A 17,929-nucleotide genomic window follows, 5' to 3' on the forward strand; every position below is an offset into this window, starting at 1 on the left:
CCAAGAAGGAGACATCACGATGTCCATCCAGAAATACCTGACTGCCGCCTCGCTTGCAGTGATCGCCGCTAGCGGTTCATCTGCGGCCCAGGACCGGATCGACGCCGCCGGCATCACCGAGATCGCCGTCAGCCTCGACAAGCCGACGCGGACCTACACGATCAACTGGCCTGCGTCGCTGGGCGAAATCGAGCGCGTAGAAGTCGCTCTCGACGAACAGACCATGCCCGGCAAGGGCATTGTCATCGCCGACAATCCGGAAACTGACTCGCTGAACTGGACCGCCGACTCACTCGACCAGCGTCATTATTTCCTGATCGTGCCAGAAGAAGGGGAAGCCGTACGCACAGCGCTGCGCCTTCTCCCGCTGGAAGGCGGACGCAACTTCCGCGATCTTGGCGGTTATAAAACCTCCGATGGCCGTTCTGTGAAGTGGGGCAAGCTCTATCGCTCGGGCGTCATGGACGGTCTCACCGACCAGGACTACGACTACCTCTCCGGGCTCGGCATCCAGGTCATTTGCGATTTTCGCACAGCGCATGAGCGGGCCGAAGAGCCAACCGAATGGCGCGCCGGTGAGATCGAGTATCTGACGTTTCCGGACCCTGAAGAGGGTGACTCGATGGGCCTCATGGCCATCTTCCAGAACCCGGACGCAACCCCCGAAATGGTGAGCCAGAACATGGCCCAGAGCTATGCCGGCATCGCCGCGGACCAGGCGCCGGCCTATCGTGAGATGTTCGACCGGCTGGCCGCTGGCGAGATCCCGCTGGCTTTCAACTGCACAGCCGGCAAGGACCGCACAGGTATCGGCGCAGCCCTCCTGCTCACCGCCCTTGGCGTCCCGCGCGATACGGTCGTCGCCGACTATGCCCTGTCGGAAGTCTATGTGGATTACATGGAGGAGTTCGTTGGCGACGGTCAGGAAATACCTGCAGACAGCCCTTATGCCTTCCTGGCTCAATTGCCACCGGAAATGGTTGCGCCGCTGATGCGGTCAGACCCGCTCTATATCGAGACGGCGCTCGCCGACATCGAGGAAACGCACGGCTCTGTCATGACATTCCTGAAGGAGGAAATCGACGTCACCGATGAGGAACTCGAGGCGATCCGCGAAGCGCTGCTGAACTAGGTCAGCGGTCACCCACATCGTTTCCTGCAAGATCCTCTTGCTCGAATAGTAAATCCCGTCGCCGGCTGAGTCTGAAAGCTCAGCCGGCGATTTTTCATGTCCGCCAATACGCCCGGCGCTGACGCGTCTACGGCTCGTCTCACCGGCATTCACAGGACGTACAACTCACGCCAAATCTCTTCGAAAAAGCCCCGCCGCAGTGATGCAAACTGCAAGTTTGCTCTCGCATTTTGCATGGCACAACGCCCCATATCTCGAAATTTTCAGAGTGACGCGCCTGTAAGTCCTTGTTTTTTATAGAACAGCGCAACTGGTCGCGAAGATTGCAATGCCTGTCTCCAGAGCAATTGGAGGCCGCCAATGGCAAGCTTTGTTTTTAATATTCAATCAGAGACCGAAGAGCGCATCTTCGAGGACATCCTGAACAGGGCGCTCCAGGCGGCGCATGACTATATCAGCGTCCGCACAACCGCGAACACTCGCGGCCTGATCAAGACCATCGACACAGAATGCCGCTTTGCCATGCAGGCCATCTGTGCGCGTCTTCCCCGTGAGGCCCATTATGCATAAGGCCCCGCTTGCCGCCGCCCTGGCTCTGCTGGCCGGCTGTGCGTCATCCTTTGACCGTCCGGCAAACACTGTCGACCTGAACCGTGACGGCTATCAGGCGCAAAGTCAGTTTGCAGCGCATCAGCTCACGGGCGATGCACGCCTGATGAATCAGAGCCGGTGTGAGGATCTCGATCTCGCGCTGGCCGGCCAGCCGATCGATGCCGGTCTCGGCGCCGCGTTCGATGAGCCCCAGCTTCTCTCGCCCGGAGATCTCCTCCGGGTTGAGCTTCCCCGCGGCGACGACTTCCAGGGCAACTATGTCATCAGCCCGAACGGTTATCTTCGCATGCCCTTCCTGGGCGATCTGCCGGCGGCCGGGATGTCGAGCGCTCAGCTGGAGACGGTCGTCGCACGGCTGCTTGTCGAAGGCGGCTTCTACAAGCCCGGCTTCGCCCGCGCCAGCGTTTCGGTTCTCGAATGGGCGCCGATCCAGGTGTCTGTGTCCGGTGCTGTCTTCCAGTCCGGCGATGTGCTGCTCAACCAGCGCGAAGCCGCCGATGTCGCGTCAGAGCGGCTAATCGCAGCCGGCGACATTGCCTTTCAGCGCTCACTCTCCTCAGCTCTGTTCGCCGCAGCCGGCGTGCGCCCGGATGCCGATATCCGCAACATCGTCCTTGTCCGCAACGGCAAACGCCGGGTGTTCGACATGTCTGGCGCGCTGAATGGCGGCGCGATGGACGACCCGCTCCTGGTCGCCGGTGACCGTATTCATGTGCCTTCGCGCGGCTGCTTTCAGATGGCGCTTGCCCGCCCGTCGCGGATCACACCGCCCGGCATTCGCGTCTTCATGTCCAACCTCACCCAGCCAGCCGCTTCCAATGCTTCTTCAGCCATCGGCCAGGATGCGACACGCCTGCCCTATGGCACCCGCTTCCTTCAGGGGCTCGTCTCTGCCAACTGCGTGGGCGGTATCCAGGCGACGAATGCGCGCCGCTGGGGTGTGCTGATCTCCCGCAATCCCGTCACCGGCGAGAGCGAAGTCATCTCACGCTCCATCGAGGACCTCGTGCGGCGTGCAGACCGCGACAATTACAACCCCGTCCTGCTGCCGAATGATGCGATCGCCTGCTACGACTCCCACGTCACCAATGTCCGCGATGTCATCGCAATGGTCTCCGAAGCCGCCGCACCCGTTCTGAATGCGGTCATCATCGGGGGGATCGCAAATTGACCCGCAAGTGGAGCTTCCTTCGCGGCGGGCCAAAGACAGGCCGTATCCTGCGCTATCTCATCGTGCTGGCCATTGGCTGGTTCGTGATCCTTGCCCTTGCGGGCGCGCTCTATGTCTTCACCCCGCGCACCTATGAGAGTGGCTTCACGCTCATCCTGCCCGGGGCCGGTCAGTCGACCTCGGTCAATCTGGACTCGCTCGGTCAGGCCAGCAGCAATGCGGCGTCGCCCTTCGGCGACCACACGCTGAGCCCGACGGAAAATTACAAGCGGCTGTTCCAGTCCTACCGGCTGCGCGGCATGGTCGCCGAACGGATGGGCCAGACAGTCGGCGACACGCCGGCCCCCAACATTCGCCTGGCCAACCAGACGAACCTCATTTTCGTCTCCGTAAGGTCCGCCTCCCCGGAAAAGGCCAAGGCGCTCGCCGAGACCTGGCATATTGTCTTCAATGAAGAGCTGGCTGCGCTGCGGACTGAAGAGCAGGCGCTGCGGCGCGATGCCTATCAAGCGGCCATTACCGGCTTCGAACAAGCCGTCGAGGAGGCCCGCGCGAAGATCATCGCCTTCCAGTCTGAATATGGCCTGACCTCCACCGACCAGTTCCAGGATCTTGTCGCGCAGACGGAAGTGTTGCGTCTCGAGATCAGCAGTGCCGCGACCGAAGCCAGTGTCGCCGAGAGCGAAATCGCACGCCTGTCGGCCATACTCGAGATCAGCCCGGACGAGGCGGCAGACATTCTCTCCCTGCTGTCGGACCCGACCTTCCAGACCATGGCCACCGCAACCGCCAAAGCGAATGCGCTGCAAGCAGAACTGTCGGAAATGTATGGTGAGAACCATCCCGAAATGCTCAACGCGACCGAGCAGCAGTCTGGCCTGTACAGCGGCCTGAAGACACGCGGCCGCAGCCTGCTCGGCTATGAGCGCTTTCACGCCATCGAAGAAGACTATTATACGTCCGACAGCGAGCGCACCACGCTGATCTCGTCGCTGGTCAGAGCATCTGCGAAATTGTCAGGTGCCCGCAAGCGTCATGAAGTGCTGAGCAACCAGCTGAACGCCATGCAGACCCGCGTTGCCTCGCTGGCCGGTCCGGCAACCGAACTCGATGCCCTGATGCGCGACCACCAGATTGCCGAGACGGTCTTTGCCTCTGCGCTTGCCCAGCTCGATGCCAACCGGACCGATACCTTCGCCTCCTATCCGCTAACGCAGACCATCGAAGTCCCCGGACTTCCGGAATCGCCGGCGACACCGTCGAAGAAATTCATCGCCCTCGGCACCTTTGCCGTCATGTTCCTCTTTGCCATCGGACTTGCCCTGTTGTGGATCAGACTGCCCATCATTCGCGCGCTCCTGAAGACGTTGTAGTCTTCTTCGCTCTGGCGACGACCTGGCTGTTTTACCTGGTCGGCGGGCTCTACGTGCTGGGGCCCGTGCTGGGCGTCTGCCTGACGGCCGTGCTGGCGGCGAAGCTGTATTTCGCCGGTTCCGATGTCGCGGTCCGTCCCCCGCATCGCGTCCCGGCCGGTGTGTGGGTCTGGATCGTCGGCATGCTGGTCATGCTGCTGGCGCTGGAGATTGGCCATGCCAGCAACAATCTCGGCATCGGCCAGACCATCAAGTCGACCATTGGCTGGGCGAAAGGCTGGGCGTTGCTTGCGCTCTTTCCGCTGATTGGCGCCTGCCTCAACATCAGGCTCGAAACCATCATCCGGGCAGCCGGCATCGTTGCGCTCGGCTCGCTCCTCCTGACCCCGCTCCTGATGTTCGCACCGAAAGTGGGCCTGCCGGAGGTGATCTTCGTCTCGCCGCTCAAGCTTGTCGGCGGGCCGGGACCGGAATTCTTCGCGATCCAGCTTTATTCGATCGAACCGACCGACGGCTCGACCCGGCTGCGCTATTTCACACCATGGTCGCCAGCCGCGGGGCTGATCGGCAACATGTACCTAATTTTCGCGCTCGCCGACCGGCGCAAGCTCTGGAAGTGGATCGGCGTCATTTCAGCGCTCTGCATCATCGTCTTTTCCAAGTCCCGGCTCGCCATTGCAGCCGCCCTGTTCATCTGGCCCCTCGTCGTCGCCATCGGCCAGGCGCGCCGTCCCGGCCCCTGGCTTCTGGCCACTGTGGGCCTGTTCCTGGTTACGCCGTTTGCGCAGGGCATTCTCGACACAATCGATGCGACGCTGAATTCGGTGAAGTCGATGCGCGCCGATTCCACGCGCGTCCGCGAAGCGCTGGGCGACATAGCCGTGCACCGCTGGTGGACCGAGGCCCCGATCTGGGGCCATGGCGTCGTGGAACGTGGGCCTCACTTCGTCGAATTCATGCCGATCGGCAGCCATCACACCTGGTACGGCCTGCTGTTCGTAAAAGGCATTGTGGGCGCGCTCGCGCTGGCCATTCCGCTGCTGTGGAGCCTGATCGAGTTCACCATCCTGGCTTTCGCCCGGTCCCGCACCGGGCAGATCGCCCTCGCCATGGTCATCCTGATGACCTTCTACTCTATCGGCGAGAACCTCGAGATCCTGTCTTATCTGATGTGGCCGGGCCTGGTGGTGATGGGGATCGCCGCCCGCGAGGTCGCCACTGGCAGCGAGCCGGAAAGCCCCTGAAAAGAAACGGCGCCGCGCAGGAAACGCGGCGCCGCTGGAACGACCTGGATGGCAGGAGAGATCAGGCGCTCAACGCCTCGACCTTGTCGGACAGCACCCGGTTCCACCCCCCGATCATCTGGTCGTACTCACCTGCCACATGCGCTCTGGCCTGGAAGCCACGACGCTGGATGAACGGGTCTGCGGCTGCATGCTCGATGGCGCGTCGCAGGTCACAGACGGCAGATACGCGGTGCGCATAGCCGTGATCTGCCATCTGCTGGCGAAGGCCGTCAATATCGGCGGCAATGATCGGCCGCCCCGCCGCGCGGGCTTCTGCGCCAACAAGGCCGAACGCTTCCCAGCGCGATGGAATGGCAACCACGTCGACACTTTCCAGGAATGCCTTCGGCGAAGTGAAAGCCTCGCAGATTTCGACATGTTCGAGCCCTGACGCCGCCTCCATGAGCGCGGCCTTCTGAGGACCGTCGCCAGCAAGGCGCAGGCGCGCTGTACTGGGTGAGACCCGCTGCATGGCCTTGATGAGGAGGTCGAAGCCCTTCTGCTCGTGAAACCGGCCAAACGCGCCGATCATGAGCGGCCCTTCCTTTCGGCTGACAGGGGGTAAATCCATCAGGGACTGGACATCGCAGGCCTGTCCGATGACCTCGATCTTCAATGCCGGTGTCAGACGCGCCTCGTCGATCCAACGGGCTTGCTCATGCGATACCGCAACGACCTCATCGACCAGCCGGTAGGCTTGTCTCAACATGGCCCGGAAGCGCGTACGGTTCGAAACGCAGAACCGTTCGAAGCCCTCCGTATAGGTATGCTCGATGAGGATGATCCGGTCGAAACCGCCCCGAAGCCGGATATTGGCGAGCATGGGCAGCTTGCGCCAGTTCGCGGTGAAATGGATGACCGCGATGTCACCGGCCCCACGCGCGCGTGGCATGCCCTTGCGAATGTCGGCGGTTTCATGGATGCCAAGGACCCGCAGGCGCGGGTCGGAGAAATTGTCGAGGGCCCGCATGACGCCGCCCATGGCGGTGTCATCGAGGATATGAACAATATTACGACGAGGCATCGGCCTATCCCTTCTTCAGAGCTGCAGTGAATGTCCGGCCTGCAAGGTCCATCATTGAGCGCAGGGCCATGGCGGCACCAAGCGTAGTCAGCGTCTTGACCGGTTCGCGCCAGAGAATGGATGGGCTGCGCGCAAGGGCGTCCTTCATGAGGGACAGGGCCATGGCGCCGTCATTCAGGCGAATACAGCGGCGCGCCAGATACCGTAGCTGGAACGCTTCGGCGGCCGGTGACCAGCGAGACGCAAATTCTGCGTCGAGAGACCAGACCCTGTTTCGAACCCGGTCCCAGGTCTCGAATTGCCGGACAACATTTGCGGAGAGTCCCCCCTCATTGATCCGGTAGTGCGTGTAGGCACCGCGAATACCTTCGAACTGCCAGGCGGTCGTCAGCGCAATCCGGATCCAGCATTCGATGTCTTCCGACTGACGGAAGGTCTCGTCGAAATAGCTGAGCCTGTCGCCAGGTGTCGCCCTGAACGCGATGTCGTCGAAGACGGCACGGCGAATGACCGGGGCGGACCCGTTGCCGATCGGGTTGCGAAGGAAGACGTGATGCGCCTTGATGCCGTGAAGCCGCGGGCGCTGAACAATGCGAAGCGGCCGGCCCTCATCGTCAATCATTGTCGACGCGGCATAGCTGACGCCGACATGCGGATTGTCCTGCAGATGGCGCACATGATTTTCGAGCTTCTCCGGCGCCCAGAGGTCATCGGAATCGAGAAAGGCAATGATATCGCCCTCGGCATGGTGGATGCCCGTGTTGCGGGCACCGGCAAGGCCCCGGTTCTTCTGCGAAATGATACGGACGCGCGGGTCGGTATAGGCCCGGCACAGCGTAATCGACTCGTCGCTGCCGTCATCATCGATGACGAGCAGTTCGAAGTCTTCGAAAGTCTGGGCGAGCACGGAGTCGATTGCGGCCTCGACATAGTCGGCCGTGTTGTAGACCGGCATGACAACGCTGACGGTTGGTGTGTGGTTCATTTTTCGACGAAGCCTCTGATTGTGTTGGAAGGGAGGAAAGACAGAAAGGCACCGAGGCCGGTGAGGACCGTGCGCCTTGGTTCACGCAGCAGCAGGCCCGGATCGGCCACCAAGCCCTGCGCGAGATAGCCAATGGACTGGAAAGGGCTACGCATGCGCAGGGCCCGCCGCGCCAGGTAGCGGTAGAATGGACCGTGAGCACGGCGGATGGCCTGGCGTGACGGGCCAGTGCCATGCTGCGTTGCGCGCTCGATCATGGTGAGCCAGCCCCGGCGCATCGCGTCGAGATCGGCTGACTGGCTCTCTGCGCTTGAGCGATAGAAGAGCCATTCTTTATCAATGCCACGGATCGCCCAGCGACCATCCATGGCGACACGAAGCAGCCACTCCTGATCCTCGGCGAAGTTCAGGCCGTGTGAAAAGAGTCCGACATCGCAGAGGACCTCTGCGCGGCACGCAATATTGGAGGTCGTGCAGACGGGGTTTTCCCCGAGCAGCCTTTCCGCATCCAGCTCCGGGACGTGATCGCTGATGCGGCCCGGCAAGTCCGAAACGTCGTCAATAAACCGGACCCGCGTGAAGAGCACGCCAGTGTCCGGCTCGCGGGAAAAACGGTCGAGAAGTCCCTGCAGTCGCTCCGGTGCCCAGAGATCATCGGAGTCCAGAAAAGCGACCACCGGCGCAGAAGCGAGCGAAATGCCATAATTGCGTGCCGCCGATGGCCCGGCATTCTGCTGGCGCATCACACGGATCCGGCAGTCAAGCAGGGAGAAGGAATCGGCGAGAATGAGGGTGTCATCGCTTGAGCCGTCATCAATGATGATCAGCTCCCAATCTTCAAACGTCTGGTCGGTCACGCTGCGGATCGAAGCCGCTATCGTGCGCTCGCAATTATAGGCCGGCATGATGATGGATACGGATGGCGGGTGCATGGCTCAGGCTCCTTCGGACGTGAGGGACAAGGTGAGCGCATCTGCCGGCCGCGACTGGGCCAGAACGAATGCCGCGCCCGCGCTGAACAGGCTGGCCATGGTCACCGCGCCGATCGCCGCAGCCAGCAGGCCAGCCCCCGACAAGAGCGCAAAGGGAGAGACGGCTGCGATGCAGAAGCCGGTGGAGATCGCAAACTCGCGCTGGGTAGCGCCCTGCGCACGGCAGTACATCCGCGACGCATCGAAGAGCAGGCGGGCCGGACCGCCGAGGCAGAGGACCGCGACAAGCGTTGCCGCGCCCGCCCAGTCTGCGCCAAACACGATGGGGACGTAGAAGAAGGCAGCAGCGGCCTGGATCAGATAGGCCGAGCCAAGCGGAGCAACCATGGACCAGATCGCCTTGCGGAAATGGCTCGCCTTGTTCGCCGCCGCGCACAGATGAGGATAGAAGGCCGTTGAGAACGCACGGTTCAGCGCCGAAGAGACGCCGAGCCCGGCATTAAAAGCGAAATAGTAGAGGCCGAGCGCCTCGACGCCGAAAGTCGCCGACACGATGACCTTGTCGAGCTGGTCCCGGCACGCGGTGAGAAGTTCCGCCCCCAGCACAGGCAGCGAGAAACGCATAATATCGCCCGTGGCCTCAAACCCGGCGGCCCGGTTTCGCGCCCAGGGACGCCCGGCCCGCATACCGAACAGCCAGATCGGCGCGGTCAGCAGTTTGGGCAACACGATGGCCCAGGCGCCAAAACCGGTGAAGGCCAGGACAGCCGTGAGCAAGTGGTCGGCAACGGTCTGCGAGGTGGCAACGGTGGCAATGCGCTTCATGCGCTGCTCACGCAGCAAGATGTATGTGTGCATCAGGCCGAACGGCATCATCAGATAAACACCGGCCAGTGCCGCGATCATCAGGCCAAGACCCCTGCCCGGCACAAGTGTTTCGACAACCCCGCCGACAATCATCTGCACGATGGCAAGCCCGAGGCAGATCCGCCACATCAGGCGATGCGCCGTGTTGGCCACCCGGTCGAGCTCCTCGTCGGTCGCCTTGATGACAGCGGCGCCAATGCCATTCTCGGTAAAGACGCGCACGAGTTCGAATACGGTCAGTGCGATGGCGGCAACGCCGAAGGCGGCAGCATCAAGCTGACGGGCAAGAATGACGGCAGCAATGATACGGCCCACACGGCTAACCAGCTCGGCGAAGGCCAGCCAGCCGATATTACGTGAGAACCGGTCGGCCGAAACCTGACGGACCTTTGTAGAAATGAAGCGCGTAATGGCCACGAAGATGTCTCCTGCTTGATGACGCAAAAGACCTTTCAAGAATCGCCGCAGTTCGGACCGCAACAATGCGAATCCTCTAGCACCTTGTATTTACATCGAAAAATGAAATTGGCACGTCAGCGGCCACAGGATGCGGAATGCCTGTTCCGCTGCAATGTGCAAGGACTGGCCTCTGCAAAATGCAAGACATGACGGCGATCAAGAGGCGAGCGAACAACCTAGTACATTGAAAATTCTAAATAAATTATCGGGCGCCTTCTGCGGAATGCCTCCTGCGCTGTGGTGGAGCAGTTCATCACCAGCAGGAGACTACCCATGTCGCTTCCCCAAACCGCTCGCGTCGTTCAGCAGATCCAGCCGGTCGCCGCGCGGCCAAGTTTCAGCCCTTTCGAACAGCTGCCGCGGACCTCGGTTCTCGGATATGATTTGCTGAACGCAACGCTGGCGCAAACCGCTTACTGGATCGCCAACCGCGCCCAGGCCCGCATCCCGACACAGATTTCATTCCTCAACGCCCACTGCGCCAACCAGGCGCGCAAAGACTGGCGGTATCGCGACTCCTTGCAAAGCGCTGATGCGCTGCTGCCAGACGGGTCGGGCATCTTCCTGGCTGCCAAGCTCGACCAGAAGCCCCTCGGTGAAAACCTGAACGGCACCGATCTGTTCACGCCGCTGTGCCGCTGCCTGGCGTTTCGCGGCATCCCCGTTTTCTTCCTCGGTGGGCGCGAAGGCGTCGCCGCGGCGGCCGCTGAAAATGCGGTGGCCCAGAGCCCGAGACTGAAAGTCGCCGGAACGCGGCATGGCTATTTCAGCCCGCGCGAGGAAGAAGATGTCATCCGCCAGATCAATGAGTCAGGCGCGCGGGTCGTCTTCGTCGCGTTCGGCGTGCCGGACCAGGATAACTGGATCGCGCGTGTCCGCCACCGCATCAACGCCCCGGTCCTTCTCGGGGTCGGCGGTCTGCTCGACTTCGTGTCGGGGCGTATTCCGCGCGCGCCGGTCTGGATGCGCAAGGCTGGCATCGAGTGGGTCTACCGCCTGAAATGTGAGCCGAGCCGGATGTGGCGGCGCTACCTCGTCGGCAATGTGTCCTTCGTCTCGCACGCGGTCGGCTACGCCCTCGCCCGGCGCAAGAGAGCCCTGGTGCGCGGTGTGGACCGGACCGCCGCGCGGGCCATCGACGTCACAGCGGCCGCGCTCGGCATCGCTTTCCTGCTGCCGCTCCTTCTGACAGTGGCAGCGGCGATCCGTCTGGACAGCAAAGGCCCGGCCCTTTTCCGCCAGACGCGCATCGGCGAGAATGGCAAGCCATTTGATATGTTCAAGTTCCGCTCCATGAGGACATCCGGTCCGAGCTGGGAGGAGCTTCAAAAGACGGCAAACGACCACGCCGACAGTATCACCTTCAAGATGAAACGTGATCCCCGGATCACACGGGTCGGGCAGTTCATCCGCAAGTCGTCCATCGATGAGTTGCCGCAGCTCTGGAACGTGCTGAAAGGCGACATGTCCCTCGTCGGGCCGCGGCCCGCTCTTCCGGCGGAGGTGGATCAATACTCCACCGTCGAACGGCGCCGCCTGCGCGGCAAACCGGGCATCACCTGCCTCTGGCAGATTTCCGGCCGCGCCGACCTGCCGTTCGACCGTCAGGTGGTGCTCGATGTCGCCTACCTTAAAAGCCGCACGATCTGGCTGGATTTGTGGATCCTGCTGCGGACCCCGATTGCGGTTCTGACAGCGCGCGGCGCGTACTGACGAAGCAAGCCACTCTTGCAAATTCAAACGACACTCTTCGCAATTTGCAAATACTTATGACGCATTCTGCAACCCGGGATTGCCCAGAATTCGGCAATCCCGGAACTTGTCGTTGATTTGTATGGGTTTTTCTTCAGCCAGGACACGCGCCAGATCTTGCAGGCACAGAGCGTCCTTGAAGTGAGAAAATCGATGAAAAAGACGAGAAGCCCTTCGGATGGTGATGTGACAGCAGGAGGCGTCATGGATCAGAAAGTGACAACGCTGGCCGCCATCGAACGCGACGCAGCCCTGCGCAATGCGGTGATCGACGCTGCGCTCGATTGCATCATCATGATGAACGGAGATGGCCTCGTGGTTGAGTTCAACCCGGCCGCCGAACATGTCTTTGGCTATACGCGTGACGAGGCAGTCGGGGCCCGGCTCGCGGATCTCATCGTTCCGGAACATTTGCGTCGCGCGCACAATGATGGCCTGCAGAAATACCTGACCACCGGTGAACACGCCGTCCTCAACAAACGCGTTGAAGTGCCAGCCGCCAACAAGGCCGGCGATGAGCTTTTGGTTGAACTGGCCATCTCACCCGTCGAGTTCGGCGGACGCCAGTTTTTCTCTGCCTATCTGCGCGACATCACAGAAGCGCGCGCCGCTCAGGAACGACTGCGCAGCTCCGAAATCCGGTTCCAGAGTCTCTTCGAGCTTTCCCCTGATGCGATCGTGGTCATCGACGAGCGCGCCAGGATTGTCGACGTCAATTCCCGGGCCTGCGAACTCGCGAAGATGGAAAAGGACAGAATGCTCGGCCTGAGCGCCTTCGACTTCATCCCAAAGGACCAGGTCTCCAACGCGATCAACGGCGTGGAAATGACGGCGGACGTGAACACCGTCCAGGTCCAGATCGATTTCAAGGACAGCGAAGGCACGCGCATTCCGACCGAAGTCGTCGGCCGGCGAACCGAAACCGAGGCCGGCACACTCTATCATGGCGTGATCCGCGACGTCTCCAGACGCAAGGCGTTCGAGCACCAGCTTCGCGATGCCAAGGAAGCAGCCGAGCAAGCGAGCGCTTCCAAATCGGACTTCCTCGCCAACATGTCCCATGAGATGCGCACTCCGCTGAACGGCGTGATCGGCTCGCTCTCTCTGGTCGACCATGACGGCGTCGACCCTGAAACGCGAAACCTAATCCAGGCCGCCGAGCATTCGGCCGAAACGCTCCTTATCCTGATCGATGACCTGCTCGATCTGTCACGCATCGAGGCCGGCGAAGTCGATCTGGAACCAACGGTCTTCAGCCCGCAGAGGAAAGCCGCGATGATAAGCGAACTCTTTTCTCCGATCGCGGCGAAGAAGAGTATCGAGCTCAACACATCGGTGGATGTACCGGAAGGCCCGTTCCGCGCCGACGCCGGCAAGATCCGTCAGATCCTTATCAATCTCGTGGGCAATGCGCTCAAATTTACATCCCGGGGCAGTGTCGACGTATCGATTACCTATCTGGAAGACGAACCGTCCAGCATGATGCAGTTCGAGGTGCGCGACACCGGCATCGGCATCTCCAAGAAAGATCAGACACTCCTCTTCGATCGCTTCAAGCAAGCCGACTCCTCGCGCTCGCGTTCACATGGCGGGGCAGGTCTTGGCCTCGCTATCTGCAAGGAGCTGGTCGATATCATGGGCGGACGAATCCGGTTGACCAGCGCGCCGGGCGTCGGGTCCACCTTCACCGTCACGCTGCCGGTTGAGCGCGCCGTCGAGGCGCCGGCTTCTGAAGCCGTGCCTGACGGGAATAATGGGCCGTTGAAAGGCCGTATCCTCATTGCAGAGGATAGCGAAACCAACGCGATGGTTGCCAAAACAATGCTCGATCGCCTCGGCCTGGATTATGAGCATGTCGTCGATGGCGCCGCCGCTGTCGACACGGCCCTCCACGCCGACTTCGATATCATCCTGATGGACGTTTCAATGCCCATCCTGGATGGACTGGAAGCGACGCGGATCCTGCGTGATCGAGGCTATACCAAGCCGATCGTCGCAATGACGGCGCACGCGCTCAAGGAAGACCGCGACGCGGCGCTCGCGATCGGCATCAACAGCTATCTCACAAAGCCCGTACGACCTGATGCCCTGCGTCAGGAACTCGCGAAATGGCTAAGTGAATCAAAGGAGACTACAGACATGGAAAATAGATCAGGCATAAACCGCGCTGAAGTCGACGCCTTGTGGGCCGGTGACCTCGAGGCCTTCGGAAGCATTGCCGAAATATTCGTCGCCGAACTCGATTGGCGCTTGCCGAAGCTGTCAGAAGTCCAGGGAAGTGAACTTGAACATCTTGGACATGCGATAAAGGGCGCCTCCGCCAATATCGGGGCCTCTCGACTGTGCGACCTCGCCTTCGAACTCGAACAGCGCGCGGCAAGTGATGAGGTCGAGGATCACGGCGAGCTGATTGAGCGCATTCGCCAGGAAGCCACCGCCGTCGTGCGGGACTTGCAGGACATCTATATCAAAGGGGCCCCGGCATGACGGTGAAGTCGAAACTCCTGATCGTTGAAGATACCCCGTCGCTTGCGCGCACCTATGAAACGCATCTGAAGGGCGAGTTCGACAGCATCGAAATTGCGGATACCGGCGCCAAGGCCCTTGCCAGCGTTCAGACTGAATCGCCCTCCTGCATCCTGCTCGATCTCAAGCTTCCCGATGCTGACGGGCTAGACCTGCTGGACCGCTGGACCCGGGACAATCTGGCCGCCCCGGTTATCGTCATTACGGCAACCGGCTCCATGTCGATCGCCGTCGATGCCATGCGCCGTGGCGCGCATGATTTCGTGGTCAAGCCGACCTCGGCTGAACGCCTGAAGGTGACCGTGAAGAATGCGCTCGACACCTTCCAGCTCAAGAAGGTTGTGGCGACGTATGAGGCCGAAATCGACCGTTCGGACTTTTGCGGCATTGTCGGGCGTTCGCTCGTCATGCAGGGCGTCTACAAGACGATAGAGGCGGCCGCCCCCTCCAGCGCCAGCGTTTTCGTGACCGGGGACACCGGGACCGGCAAGGAGCTGGTTGCCCGCGCTGTCCACGAGATGAGCCCCCGCCGGAAAGGCCGCTTCGTGGCGATCAATTGCGGAGCGATCCCGAAGGATCTGATCGAGAGCGAGATCTTTGGCCACGTCAAAGGGGCCTTCACCGGGGCGACAGCCGACCGGGTCGGCGCTGCGCAGCTCGCCGATGGCGGGACACTGTTTCTCGACGAACTCGGCGAGATGCCGATCGATCTCCAGCCCAAACTGCTCCGCTTCCTGCAGCTGGGTGAGTTTTCAAGGGTCGGCGAAGGCACGATGCGCAGGGCGGACATCCGCATCATCGCGGCCACGAACCGGGACCCGCTCCAGGCAATCCGGGACGGGCGCCTGCGCGAAGACCTCTACTATCGCCTGCATGTCATCCCGGTCGCGCTGCCATCGCTCGCTGAGCGCGGCGTCGACATTCTTCTGCTCGCCGAAAGCTTTCTGGAGCGCTTCGGCCGCGAGGAGAACAAGGCGTTTACCGGCTTCTCCCGCGATGCGCAGGAATGGCTGGTTTCGCATCCATGGCCTGGCAATGTCCGTGAGCTGGAAAACCTCGTTAGGCAGATAGCCGTGATGCAGGAGGGTGGAGACGTCACCGCTGCAATGCTGCCGTCTCGTCCGGCGCCGGCAGCGGCATCATCCTTGTCTGCGACTCCCGGTGCGCACATGAGCGACCTGCCGCCAGCAAGCCCTGCCCCGGATTACGGGTGTGAGCCGCTCTGGCTGACGGAAAAGAAGTCCATCGAGCGCGCGATTACGCTTTGCCGCGGCAATATTGTCGCCGCCGCGAAACGGTTGGAGATCAACCCCTCGACGATTTATCGAAAGAAGGCTGGCTGGGAGTCATCGACCGTTCCCGACACCAGCTTCTAAGCACCGAATGAGGCCCTTTCGACCGACCGGCCATCTTCACTCCGGCACATCATGAAATGCGACGCGCTCAGCTGAACATCTTTTTCATCTGGCGGACGACGATTTTGATGTAGCCCTCGGGCAGCAGGCGGACGAGGCGGTCGAGGTTCTTTGCCTTGCTCGTCAGCACGATGCGGCGCTTGCCCCGTTCCATGCCCGACAGGATTTCGTTGGCCGCCGTTTCGGCCGGCATGGTCAGAAGCTTCTCCTGATAGACCTTGAAGCGCTCGCGCGCCGCTTCCCGCTTTTCCGGTGGCAGCTTTTCAATCTCGGCTGCCCGGTTCGAGGCAATCTGGGTCGCGACGCCTCCTGGCAGAACGACGGTGACCTCGACAGGCAGGCCCTCGTGCAGCATCTCCATCCGCAGACATTCGGAAAATCCGCGCACGGCGAACTTGCTGGTCACATAGGGCGACATATGCGGTTGGGCCATGAAGCCGTTGAGGCTGGAGATATTCACTACGTGCCCGTCACCACTGGCGATAATATGCGGCAGGAAGAGCCGCGTGCCGGTCAACACGCCGTCCAGATTGATCGCCATGATCCGGTCGAACACATCTGCTGGTGTGTTCTGGAAGGTCGTATTCGGCGGGGCGACGCCAGCATTGTTGAAGAGCTGGTTCACGCCGCCAAAGCGCTCGATGACCGCATCGGCATATCTGGCGAAGGCGGCGCGGTCGGAAACGTCGAGGACCGCATGATCGACCTCTACGCCGACCTCCGCGACCAAATCGGCGGTCTCGGCGACGCCCGCCTCGTTAATGTCACTCAGCGCGAGACGAGCGCCCCGCTTGGCAAGCTCAACAGCCAGCGCCCGGCCAATACCACTTCCTGCCCCCGTAACGACAGCGACGCGCGATTTGAAGATGTCGCTCACGATTGGTCATCCATTGCTTCAGGTTGAGGAAGGGGCGAGAGACGCAGCTCCGGCTCAACGACGCGGCCCTTGCGCATCATCTTCTTGTCCTCGTCATAGTCGAAGGTCATCTGCCACGGGAATTCATCGCCCTGACGCGGCAGCGTGTCGACCGAGCGCTGGACGTAGCCGGCCTTGAAATCGAGAAGCGGGCGCAGCTCCATGTCCTTGTCAGGGCGCAGAGGCACGCAGACCCCCATCCCCTGCCGATCCATTTCTGAAAGCAGCCGGCAGAAATACTGGCAGATGAGGCCGACTTTCAGCGTCCACGACGAGTTGGTGTAGCCCATCGCCATGACGAAGTTCGGGATACCATCAAGCATCATGCCCTTGAAGACGATATGGTCTGCCCAGTCGACAGGCTTGGCGTCCACGCGGTACCCGACCCCGCCCATGAGTTTGAGGTTCAGCCCGGTCGCGGTCACGATGATGTCGGCGTCGACGCGTGTGCCATTGGCCATTTCCACGCCAGTCTCGTCAAACGTCTGAATCTGGCCCGTCACGATGGAGCAGCGGCCAGACCGCAGACAGCGGAACAGATCCCCGTCCGGTACGGCGCATAGTCTCTGGTCCCAGGGGTCATAGGGCGGATTGAAATGCCGGTCGACGGCATAGCCCTCGGGCAGTCGTTTCGCATTGGCCTTGCGGACGAAGCCGCGCATCATCTTCGGGTATCGCTGGCACAGCGTGAAGAAGATGTGCTGGCGGATGATGTTCTTTCGGCGAAGAAGGGCGTGGCGCCACTTTTTTGGGAGGAATGGCCGCAGGAATTTCGCCAGTGGATCCTGCTTCGGCACCGGGACGACATAGGTCGGCGTGCGCTGGATTTGCACAACATGCGCAGCATCTGCGGCCAGCGAAGGCAGCAGTGTTACGGCCGTTGCGCCAGACCCGATGACGGCGATTGTCTTGCCGGAATGATCGAGGTCTTCCGGCCAGTTCTGAGGATGGATGATCGGCCCCTGGAAGCGCGCTTCGCCTGGAAAGTCCGGCCGGTAGCCCTGGGCATAATCATAATAGCCGGTCGCCGAGAATATCCATCGCGCGCGCCATGTTTCCCCGCCGCTGCCGTCAGTTGCCTCGGTCCTGATGGTCCAAAGAGCCTCATCCGAAGACCAGTCGCAGGAGACGACCTTGCGGCCAAACTGGATCCTGTCCTGAATGCCATAGTCTGCCGCTGTTTCGGCGATATAGGCCTTGATTTCCGGACCGTCCGCGATGGAGTTGTCACTCATCCAGGGTTTGAAATCATAGGCAAAGGTGTGGAGGTCGGAGTCAGACCGGATGCCGGGATAGCGGAAGAGGTCCCAGGTGCCGCCAAGGTCATCTCGCATCTCCAGGATACGCCAGGTCTTGGCGGGCAGCTCCCGGCTCAGATAGGCAGCGCAGCCGATCCCCGACAGGCCGGCCCCAAGGATGAGGACATCGAGAACGTCCTCCTGCGTGCGATCAAACGGCATCCTGTTTTTCTCCTTCCGC

At 61.5% G+C, this 17,929-nt stretch carries 14 protein-coding genes; 8 read left to right on the plus strand and 6 right to left on the minus strand.

Annotated features, from left to right (window positions below):
- The first annotated feature begins 19 nt into the window (after nucleotides 1-19).
- From WNY37_RS13865 to WNY37_RS13885, 5 genes are all read left to right on the plus strand, one after another.
- A complete protein-coding gene (locus tag WNY37_RS13865) occupies nucleotides 20-1,132 on the plus strand; it encodes a tyrosine-protein phosphatase (protein WP_342973983.1) in 1,113 nt (370 codons plus the stop codon).
- Nucleotides 1,133-1,492: 360 nt separating this feature from the next.
- On the plus strand, nucleotides 1,493-1,702 hold the full coding sequence (locus WNY37_RS13870) for a hypothetical protein (RefSeq protein WP_342973984.1): 210 nt from the start codon (nucleotides 1,493-1,495) through the stop codon (nucleotides 1,700-1,702).
- Entirely contained in the window at nucleotides 1,695-2,915 is a 1,221-nt protein-coding gene (locus WNY37_RS13875) for a polysaccharide biosynthesis/export family protein (protein ID WP_342973985.1), read from the plus strand. The genes WNY37_RS13870 and WNY37_RS13875 overlap by 8 nt, the downstream gene beginning before the upstream one ends.
- The gene (locus WNY37_RS13880) at nucleotides 2,912-4,288 is read left to right on the plus strand and encodes a hypothetical protein (RefSeq protein WP_342973986.1); all 1,377 of its coding nucleotides are present in this window, start codon (nucleotides 2,912-2,914) and stop codon (nucleotides 4,286-4,288) included. Before WNY37_RS13875 ends, WNY37_RS13880 begins: the two co-directional genes overlap by 4 nt.
- On the plus strand, nucleotides 4,243-5,532 hold the full coding sequence (locus tag WNY37_RS13885) for an O-antigen ligase domain-containing protein (protein ID WP_342973987.1): 1,290 nt from the start codon (nucleotides 4,243-4,245) through the stop codon (nucleotides 5,530-5,532). The genes WNY37_RS13880 and WNY37_RS13885 overlap by 46 nt, the downstream gene beginning before the upstream one ends.
- A gap of 61 nt (nucleotides 5,533-5,593) precedes the next feature.
- Here the strand turns inward: WNY37_RS13885 and WNY37_RS13890 are convergent, their stop codons facing one another.
- From WNY37_RS13890 to WNY37_RS13905, 4 genes are read right to left on the minus strand one after another with little or no spacing between them, the layout of a single operon-like run.
- Nucleotides 5,594-6,598: a glycosyltransferase family 4 protein gene (locus WNY37_RS13890; RefSeq protein ID WP_342973988.1), complete on the minus strand. Its 1,005-nt coding sequence runs from the start codon at nucleotides 6,596-6,598 to the stop codon at nucleotides 5,594-5,596.
- Between the two features lie 4 nt (nucleotides 6,599-6,602).
- The gene (locus tag WNY37_RS13895) at nucleotides 6,603-7,583 is read right to left on the minus strand and encodes a glycosyltransferase family 2 protein (protein ID WP_342973989.1); all 981 of its coding nucleotides are present in this window, start codon (nucleotides 7,581-7,583) and stop codon (nucleotides 6,603-6,605) included.
- On the minus strand, nucleotides 7,580-8,515 hold the full coding sequence (locus WNY37_RS13900; protein ID WP_342973990.1) for a glycosyltransferase family 2 protein: 936 nt from the start codon (nucleotides 8,513-8,515) through the stop codon (nucleotides 7,580-7,582). Before WNY37_RS13900 ends, WNY37_RS13895 begins: the two co-directional genes overlap by 4 nt.
- A gap of 3 nt (nucleotides 8,516-8,518) precedes the next feature.
- Nucleotides 8,519-9,799, minus strand: a complete 1,281-nt coding sequence (locus tag WNY37_RS13905; protein ID WP_342973991.1) for an oligosaccharide flippase family protein — start codon at nucleotides 9,797-9,799, stop codon at nucleotides 8,519-8,521.
- A 315-nt stretch (nucleotides 9,800-10,114) separates the two neighbouring features.
- Here WNY37_RS13905 and WNY37_RS13910 point away from each other — a divergent pair, with 315 nt between their 5' ends.
- From WNY37_RS13910 to WNY37_RS13920, 3 genes are all read left to right on the plus strand, one after another.
- Complete coding sequence (locus tag WNY37_RS13910) at nucleotides 10,115-11,554, plus strand: WecB/TagA/CpsF family glycosyltransferase (protein ID WP_342973992.1); 1,440 nt, start codon at nucleotides 10,115-10,117, stop codon at nucleotides 11,552-11,554.
- A gap of 192 nt (nucleotides 11,555-11,746) precedes the next feature.
- Nucleotides 11,747-14,080 (plus strand): PAS domain S-box protein, encoded by a 2,334-nt coding sequence (locus tag WNY37_RS13915; RefSeq protein WP_342973993.1) that lies wholly within the window; start codon nucleotides 11,747-11,749, stop codon nucleotides 14,078-14,080.
- Nucleotides 14,077-15,495, plus strand: a complete 1,419-nt coding sequence (locus WNY37_RS13920; RefSeq protein WP_342973994.1) for a sigma-54 dependent transcriptional regulator — start codon at nucleotides 14,077-14,079, stop codon at nucleotides 15,493-15,495. Before WNY37_RS13915 ends, WNY37_RS13920 begins: the two co-directional genes overlap by 4 nt.
- Nucleotides 15,496-15,562: 67 nt before the next feature.
- Here WNY37_RS13920 and WNY37_RS13925 read toward each other — a convergent pair whose 3' ends face one another.
- Both WNY37_RS13925 and WNY37_RS13930 read right to left on the minus strand, forming a co-directional pair.
- Nucleotides 15,563-16,411 carry an SDR family NAD(P)-dependent oxidoreductase gene (locus tag WNY37_RS13925; protein WP_342973995.1) on the minus strand — a complete coding sequence of 283 codons (849 nt, stop codon included), beginning with the start codon at nucleotides 16,409-16,411 and terminating at the stop codon, nucleotides 15,563-15,565.
- Nucleotides 16,408-17,910 carry an NAD(P)/FAD-dependent oxidoreductase gene (locus WNY37_RS13930; protein ID WP_342973996.1) on the minus strand — a complete coding sequence of 501 codons (1,503 nt, stop codon included), beginning with the start codon at nucleotides 17,908-17,910 and terminating at the stop codon, nucleotides 16,408-16,410. Before WNY37_RS13930 ends, WNY37_RS13925 begins: the two co-directional genes overlap by 4 nt.
- Nucleotides 17,911-17,929 lie beyond the last annotated feature (19 nt).

Source organism: Henriciella sp. AS95 (genome assembly GCF_038900055.1).
GTDB lineage: Bacteria > Pseudomonadota > Alphaproteobacteria > Caulobacterales > Hyphomonadaceae > Henriciella.